This is a genomic window from Sphingomonas sp. Ant H11, assembly GCF_000797515.1.
In the GTDB taxonomy this organism is placed as follows: Bacteria; Pseudomonadota; Alphaproteobacteria; order Sphingomonadales; family Sphingomonadaceae; genus Sphingomonas.
This window is the reverse complement of sequence record NZ_JSBN01000213.1, coordinates 111,424-118,909: the sequence shown is the minus strand read 5'-3', so window position 1 is coordinate 118,909 and position 7,486 is coordinate 111,424. Positions and strand designations below refer to the sequence as shown.

General features: G+C 65.2%; 9 protein-coding genes and 1 pseudogene. 9 read left to right on the top strand and 1 reads right to left on the bottom strand.

Translation table 11 applies throughout. The features are described 5' to 3' along the window. The 7 genes and pseudogenes from ribD to NW75_RS22520 form a co-directional block, all read left to right on the top strand. The coding region (gene ribD, locus NW75_RS22550; protein ID WP_033967563.1) for a bifunctional diaminohydroxyphosphoribosylaminopyrimidine deaminase/5-amino-6-(5-phosphoribosylamino)uracil reductase RibD at positions 1-798 on the top strand (798 nt) is incomplete at its 5' end. Between the two features lie 4 nt (positions 799-802). After that, positions 803-1,423 (top strand): riboflavin synthase, encoded by a 621-nt coding sequence (locus tag NW75_RS22545; RefSeq protein WP_033967562.1) that lies wholly within the window; start codon positions 803-805, stop codon positions 1,421-1,423. Continuing rightward, a complete protein-coding gene (ribB, locus tag NW75_RS22540) occupies positions 1,410-2,558 on the top strand; it encodes a 3,4-dihydroxy-2-butanone-4-phosphate synthase (protein ID WP_033967561.1) in 1,149 nt (382 codons plus the stop codon). Before NW75_RS22545 ends, ribB begins: the two co-directional genes overlap by 14 nt. Further along, on the top strand, positions 2,558-3,079 hold the full coding sequence (locus NW75_RS22535) for a hypothetical protein (RefSeq protein ID WP_033967559.1): 522 nt from the start codon (positions 2,558-2,560) through the stop codon (positions 3,077-3,079). The genes ribB and NW75_RS22535 overlap by 1 nt, the downstream gene beginning before the upstream one ends. A gap of 2 nt (positions 3,080-3,081) precedes the next feature. After that, on the top strand, positions 3,082-3,501 hold the full coding sequence (gene ribH / locus NW75_RS22530) for a 6,7-dimethyl-8-ribityllumazine synthase (protein ID WP_033967591.1): 420 nt from the start codon (positions 3,082-3,084) through the stop codon (positions 3,499-3,501). Between the two features lie 172 nt (positions 3,502-3,673). Continuing rightward, positions 3,674-3,964 (top strand): hypothetical protein, encoded by a 291-nt coding sequence (locus NW75_RS22525; RefSeq protein ID WP_033967558.1) that lies wholly within the window; start codon positions 3,674-3,676, stop codon positions 3,962-3,964. A 57-nt stretch (positions 3,965-4,021) separates the two neighbouring features. Beyond that, positions 4,022-5,394, top strand: a pseudogene (locus NW75_RS22520) (cytochrome P450). Positions 5,395-5,425: 31 nt separating this feature from the next. Here the strand turns inward: NW75_RS22520 and NW75_RS22515 are convergent. After that, positions 5,426-6,514 carry an alkene reductase gene (locus NW75_RS22515; RefSeq protein ID WP_033967557.1) on the bottom strand — a complete coding sequence of 363 codons (1,089 nt, stop codon included), beginning with the start codon at positions 6,512-6,514 and terminating at the stop codon, positions 5,426-5,428. A gap of 54 nt (positions 6,515-6,568) precedes the next feature. Between NW75_RS22515 and NW75_RS28480 the strand changes: the two genes are divergently transcribed. Together NW75_RS28480 and NW75_RS22510 are read left to right on the top strand one after the other, a co-directional pair. Further along, positions 6,569-6,787: a hypothetical protein gene (locus tag NW75_RS28480; protein WP_443024514.1), complete on the top strand. Its 219-nt coding sequence runs from the start codon at positions 6,569-6,571 to the stop codon at positions 6,785-6,787. Positions 6,788-6,825: 38 nt separating this feature from the next. Continuing rightward, positions 6,826-7,482, top strand: a complete 657-nt coding sequence (locus NW75_RS22510; protein ID WP_443024513.1) for a DMT family transporter — start codon at positions 6,826-6,828, stop codon at positions 7,480-7,482. The last annotated feature ends 4 nt before the right edge of the window (positions 7,483-7,486 follow it).

Genomic DNA, 7,486 nt, shown 5'->3' with positions numbered 1-7,486 from the left:
GCGCCGCGGGCGACGGTCTATGTCACGCTGGAACCCTGCGCCCACGTCTCGCCGCGCGGCCCCGCGTGCAGCGATCTGCTGCAACTGGCCGGCGTGGCACGGGTGGTGGTCGCGATGGAGGACCCCGATGTGCGCACCAACGGCGCGGGTATTGCGCGCCTGCGCGACGCCGGTATCACGGCGGAGGTCGGTGTGCGCGCCGACGAAGCCCGCCGGGCGATGGCGGGATTTCTTGCCCGCCGCCTGCTCGGACGCCCACACGTGACGCTGAAACTCGCCGTGTCGCTCGACGGGGCGATGGCGCTGGCGTCGGGGCAAAGCGTCTGGATCACCGGGCCGCAAGCGCGCGCGCACGCGCACCTGGAACGCGCGCGCCACGAAGCGATTTTGGTTGGACGCGGGACCTTCGAAGCGGACGCTCCGAAGCTCGACGTCCGGCTCGCGGGACTTGAATCGCGCAGCCCGCAGCGAATTTTGCTGTCGCGCACCGAAACCGATGGCTGGACGCGCATCGCCGCGCCCGCTGACATCTCGACACTCGAAGCGGTCGATCACGTCCTGGTCGAGGGCGGCCCGGCGACCGCCGCCGCGTTCCTAGCCAGCGATCTGGTCGACCGGCTGTTGCTTTATCGTGCGCCGATCCTGATCGGCGGTGGGCGCACGCTGCCCGACATTGGCCTCACCGATCTTGCCGACGCGCATGGCCGCTGGCGACCGATCGAGTCGCGGAGCCTTGGCAGCGACCGGCTCGAGGTTTACGAGCGCGTCAGGGAGCCTGCACCGGGCGAAAGAGGATAGCGCGATGTTCACCGGCATCATCACCGATATCGGCACGATCGACCGGGTCGAGGCGCGCGGCGACCGGCGCATCTTCGTGCGGACGGACTATGATATGGCAGGCGTCGATCTTGGCGCGTCGATCGCCTGTTCGGGCGTGTGCCTGACCGTCGTCGACAAATCGGGCGCGGGCGAATCCGGCTGGTTCGCCGCCGACGTCTCCGGCGAAACCGTCTCGCGCACGCCGTCCGAACAATGGACCACCGGACGCCGCCTCAACCTCGAACGCGCGCTGAAGCTCGGCGAGGAACTGGGCGGGCATATCGTGACCGGCCATGTCGATGGCATCGGCAGTGTGGTGAGCGTCAGCGACGACGGCGATTCGCGCAGGATCGATATCGCGGTGCCCGCCGACCTGGCCCCCTTCGTCGCGAAAAAGGGTTCGATCACGGTCGATGGCGTGTCGCTGACGGTCAATGCCGTCGCCGACCATGGCGACACCTCGCATTTCTCGCTCAACATCATTCCGCACACCCAGGCGATGACCACGCTGGGCGACCTTCACCCCGGTGCCGCCGTCAATATCGAGATTGACGTCCTCGCCCGCTATCTGAAACGCATGGAGCATTATCGTGCCACAGCCTGAAGTCGCGCGCCTGCGCCATGGGTTCCTGTCGACCCCTGAGGAATTGATCGACGAGGCCCGCAATGGCCGCATGTTCATCCTGGTCGATGACGAAGACCGCGAGAATGAGGGCGACCTCGTCATTCCGGCACAGATGGCGACGCCTGAAAAGATCAACTTCATGGCCAAATATGGCCGCGGACTGATCTGCCTTGCCATGACCAGGAGACGCGTCGACGAGCTCGGCCTCGACCTGATGAGCCGCCACAATGGCACGCGGCATGAAACCGCCTTCACGACTTCAATCGAGGCGCGCGATGGGGTGACCACCGGCATTTCCGCCGCCGACCGCGCCCGCACCATCTCGGTCGCGATCGATTCGTCCAAGGGCAAGGACGAGATCGTCACGCCGGGCCACGTCTTCCCGCTGGTCGCGCGCGATGGCGGCGTGTTGGTCCGCGCAGGGCACACCGAGGCGGCGGTCGACGTCTCGCGGCTGGCCGGGCTCAACCCGTCGGGCGTGATCTGCGAGATCATGAACGAGGATGGCACGATGAGCCGCCTCGACGACCTCGTCACCTTCGCGCAATTCCACAATCTCAAGATCGGCACGATCCGCGACTTGATCGCCTATCGCCGCCGCCACGATCATCTGGTCGAGAAGCGCGCCGAAATGGCGTTCGAGTCGAAATGGGGCGGCCAGTGGAAGGCGATGACCTTCCACAACAAGGCGACCGGCGACGAAACGATCGCCTTGGTCAAGGGCAAGATCGACCCGGCCAAGCCGACGCTGGTGCGGATGCACACCGCTTCCTATTTCGTCGACATGTTCGGCGAGCAATCCGAACGCTCGGGCCTGCTCTCGCGCTCGATGGAATTGATCGCGGAGGAAGGTGCCGGCGTCATCGTCGTGATCAACCGCCCGATGAAGGATTCGGTCACGCGCTTCATCAAGCTGCGCGGCGAAGGCAAGGGCGCAGGCGCGCCCGAGGTCGAGGAGCTGCGCGATTACGGCGTCGGCGCGCAGATTCTGGCGGAGCTGGGCGTTGAAGAAATGGTGTTGCTGACCAACACCCACCATGCGCTGGTCGGCCTCGAAGGTTATGGCTTGTCGATTGTCGATGAGCGCGCGATTCCCGGCACTGGAGGCGAATAATGCGCACCGGGATCGACGAGGCACGCGATCCCAAATATGCGCATATCGAACGTGAGCGGCGCTGGCTGGTCGATCCCGCAATACGACCCGACCTGTCGGCGCTGCCCTATGTGCTGATTGAGGACCGCTATATCGCCAACACGCGGATGCGTTTGCGGCGAATGACGGCAAGCGCCAGCGGTGAGCAGGCGCTGAAGCTCACCAAGAAATACGAGTGCGACGATCCGCTCGCGCGACCGATCGTGACCACCTATTTGACCGAGGACGAGTACGCGCTGCTGGAGGCGCTGCCTGCCGCCGCCCTCGCCAAGCGGCGCTATGAGATCGTCGACCAGGGAATCACGTTCGGAATCGATCAATTCCTTGGTGCGTTGGCACCGCTGGAACTTGCCGAGATCGAATGGCCCGACGATGTGGGGTTGAGGGCGCTGCCCTCGCCCAGCTGGGCAGTCCGCGACATTAGCGACGAGCCGCGCTATCAAGGCGGCGCAATTTCGCATTCTGGCATTCCCAAGGATTGATCGTGGCAAAGATTCTCATCGTCGAAGCCCGCTTCTACGACCATCTCAACGACATGCTGCTCGACGGCGCGCGCGCCGCGATCGAGGAGGCTGGCCACAAGCACGAGACGATCACCGTGCCGGGCGCGCTGGAAATTCCCGCCGCCGTTGCGCTGGCGGCGGATAGCGGAGCCTATGATGCGTTCGTCGCGCTGGGCGTGGTGATTCGCGGCGAGACCTATCACTTCGAGATCGTCGCGGGCGAGAGCGCGCGGGGATTGATGGCGCTGTCGATGGACGGCCTGCCGATCGGAAATGGTATTCTCACCACCGAGGATGAAGCGCAGGCGATCGTCCGCGCCGACCGCGCGCAGCTCGACAAGGGCGGTGCCGCGGCCAAGGCTGCGCTGGCGATGCTGGCGCTGAAGAGCCGCTTCGGCTGAAACACGGGTGCAGCCGCCCCCGCCTCGCTACAAAATTTTTCGAGCGCGACGGGCGGCTGATCACCATCGATACCTGGGCGGACAAAACGACCCCCGCCCCGCCCGCCACGGTTGCGCGACCGAGCCGCAGCGCGACCGATGCGCGTATCCCAGCGATGCTGGTCGCGGTCGCGTGCCGGTGCGCGACGCAAGCGGCCGCCGCTTGCTGACCACGGGGCCAAGCTGGGATCAAAAGGGCCCGCGCGTGATCGCGCTTTCACCGCAGGGCGAACAGCGGGTCGGCAGGGTACTGCTGTTCGGCATCGTTGCCCTGGCCACCCTACTGCTCCTCGCCATCATCAATATCGAATGGATGCTGCCCTTTCTCATCATCGGCGTGGCGCTGAGCAGTGCGATCGCCACGGTGGGTTTGCCGTGGGTGGCGCGCTGCCTCGATTCGCTGGGCGAGACCACCGCCGCCTGAGGCTTCCATCCGCCGCGATCTTACTTATACTGGTGTCAATAAGTGGGAGAGCGATCGATGGCCTATGCGCACACCTATCGGGCGAACCCGCATTGGCTGCCCCGCCAGAAGCAATCCGCGATCCATGCCATTCCGGGCGAGGACGGTCTGCCGTTCATCGGCAATACCTTCCGCATGCTCCGCGACCCCGTCGCTTTCGGCAAGCGGATGATCGACACGTATGGCCCGGTGTTCCGCAACAATGCCTTTGGCGGCCCGACGGTCAGCTTGATCGGCCCCGACGCCAACGAACTGGTGCTGTTCGACCGCGACCGCGTGTTTTCGTCCGAACAGGGTTGGGGGCCGCTGCTCAACCTGCTGTTCCCGCGCGGGCTGATGCTGATGGATTTCGAAAAGCACCGCGCCGACCGCAAGGTGATGGCGGTGGCGTTCAAGCCCGAGCCGATGCGGCATTATGCCGAAACGCTCAATGCGGGCATTTCGCGCGCTGTGGCGACCTGGGGCAACAAACCCATTCGCTTCTATGACGCGATCAAGGAACTGACGCTCGATCTGGCGGCGGAGAGCTTTCTCGGCATGCCGCTCGGCCCCGAGGCGACGCGCATCAACCAGGCCTTTGTCGATGAAGTGCAGGCGTCGATCACGCCGATCCGCATTCCGCTGCCGGGATCGCAAATGCGCAAGGGCGTGCGCGCGCGCGCCTATCTGATCGAGCTGTTCGAACGCGAGATTCCGGCGCGGCGGGCTGGCCAGGGCCAGGACTTCTTCTCGCAATTCTGCCGCGCGACCGGCGATGACGGCCAGCCGCTGCCAGCCGATGCGATTGCCGATCACATGAACTTCCTGATGATGGCGGCGCACGACACCATCACTTCCTCGGCGACCAGCCTGATCATGCTGCTCGGGCGCAACCCGGAGTGCAGGAGAAACTCCGCGCCGAGATTGCCGAACTCGGCATGAATGCGGAAGGCGCGCTGCCCTATAGCCAGCTCGACCGGCTCGAATTGACCGACATGGCTTTCAAGGAAGCGCTGCGGCTGATCCCGCCCGTGCCCTCGCTGCCGCGCCGCGCGATCAAGCCGTTCGACTTCGGCGGCTATCATATTCCGGCCGGCACCACGGTCAGCGTCAGCGTGGCCTATACCCACACCATGCCAGAGCTGTGGCCAGACCCGCAGCGCTTCGACCCGTTGCGATTCACGCCCGAGGCGGTGCGCGCCCGCCACAAATATGCGTGGGTGCCGTTTGGCGGCGGCGCGCATATGTGCCTGGGGCTGCATTTCGCGACGATGCAGATTCGTATCCTGCTCGCGCAATTGCTCAGCCGGTATCGGATCGAACTCGACGCAGACGCGGGGGCACAATGGCAAGCCTGGCCGATTCCGCGGCCGAAAGACGGCTTGCCCTTGCGCTTCGTGCCGCTGGCCTGACCCCTCCCGTTTCCGGGAGGGGCCACCGGCTTCAGGCCGGTGCCGTTTCCAGCGCCGGATAGTCGATATAGCCTTCCGCGCCCTGGCTGAACCACGTCTTGGGGTTGGACGGGTTGAGCGGTGCCCCCGTGCGCAGCCGTTCGGGGAGATCGGGATTGGCAAGGAAGGTGCGCCCGAAGGCGACGGCATCGGCAACGCCCGAGTCCAGGACGTCCTGGGCTTGCTCCAGCGTCGTGTAATCCGAATTCACCACCAACGGCTTGGTGAAGACCTCGCGGATCGCCGGGCTGAGCTTGGGGACGTCGGTGCGGCCATAGGTGCCGTCGGGGCCCGGCTCCCGCAATTCGAGAAAGGCAATGCCGATTTCGTCGAGCGCCTTGGCGGCGGCGGTGAACAGCGCGCGAGGGTTGCTGTCATCCACCCCTTGTGAATCGCCATTGGGCGACAGGCGGATCGAGGTGCGGCCCGCACCGGCAACCGATACGACGCGCTCGGTCACTTCGCGCATCAGGCGGATGCGATTCTCGATCGAGCCGCCATAGATATCGTCGCGGAAATTGGCGTTGTCGCGCAGGAACTGGTCGATCAGATAGCCATTCGCGCCATGAATCTGCACGCCATCGAAGCCGGCGCGGATCGCGTTGCGGGCGGCGTGTTCATAATCGGCGAGCAAGCGCGGGATCTCGGAGAGTTCGAGCGGCCGGGCAATCTCGAAATCCTTCTTGCCCTCAAAGGTATGCGCCTGCCCGTCGGTGCGGGTGGCGGAGGAGGAGACCGGCTGCACGCCCGTTACCGAGGAATGCACCTGGCGACCCATATGCCAAAGCTGGACGACAATATGCCCGCCCGCCGCATGAACCGAATCCACCACCGGTTTCCAATGTTCGACCTGTTCGTCGGTCCAGATCCCCGGGGCAAACGGCCAGCCCAACCCTTCGCGGCTGATCCCTGTCGCTTCGGTGATGATCAACCCGGCGCTCGCGCGCTGCGTATAATATTCGGCCATGATCTCGGTGGGCACGGCGTCGCGCGTGGCGCGTCCGCGCGTGAGCGGTGCCATGAGGATGCGATTGGGCGCATGGATCGTACCGAGTTGGATCGGGTCGAAGAGGCTGGGCATTGCGGACAAGTCCTTTTGCTGTGACGCACCATAAATAGGGCGCTACAGCGCGGCATGCACGACACCCTATACAAAAGAATAACTGTTACGCCTGCAATTCCAGCCAGCACGGTGGCGCTGCTGGCGGTAATTGTCGCCAACGCGGCCCTGGCCTTCGGGCCCTGGTTCGTGCGCGTGTCCGATACCGGTCCGGTCGCATCCGCCTTCTGGCGGATCACCCTCGCCGCGCCGATGCTCGTCGCGGCGGCCTCGCGCGGGGATGGCGACCCGTAGCTGGTGTAGCACCCGTTCTGTCGCGCAGACTGTGGTGGATGATCGCGCTCGGCGGCATCAGCTTTGCCGCCGATCTGGCGAGCTGGCACCTGGGGATCCTGCGCACCACGCTCGCCAATGCAACCTTGCTCGGCAATTCGGCGACGCTGATGTTCCCGATCTACGGCTTTCTCATCGCACGGGCGTGGCCGACGCGACTGCAGGGGTGTGCCCTGGCGCTCGCCGCGATTGGCGCGGGGTTGCTGATGGGCCGGTCGTACCAGCTCGATCCGCGACATCTCGCGGGGGATCTTTTGTGCGTGCTGGCGGGGCTGCTCTACACCGTCTATTTCATCCTCATGGCCCGCGTGCGCGCGGTGCTAGCACCCCTCCCGGCGCTGGCGCTGTCGACGGTGGCGAGCATCGTGCCCCTGCTGTGCTTCGCCCTGCTGCTCGGTGAAAAGCTGCTGCCGACGCATTGGGCACCCTTGATCGGTCTTGCGTTGGTGAGCCAGATCGTCGGCCAGGGATTGATGATCTACGGACTTGGCCGCTTGCCGCCATTGACGATCGGGCTCGCCCTGCTGGTCCAGCCGATGGTTGGCACGACGATCGGCTGGGTCGTCTATCATGAACAACTCGGCTGGGCCGACTGGGTCGGCGCGCTGCTGGTTGCCATCGCGCTGGTGCTGGTCAGCCGCCCCGCGCGCGCCTAGATAC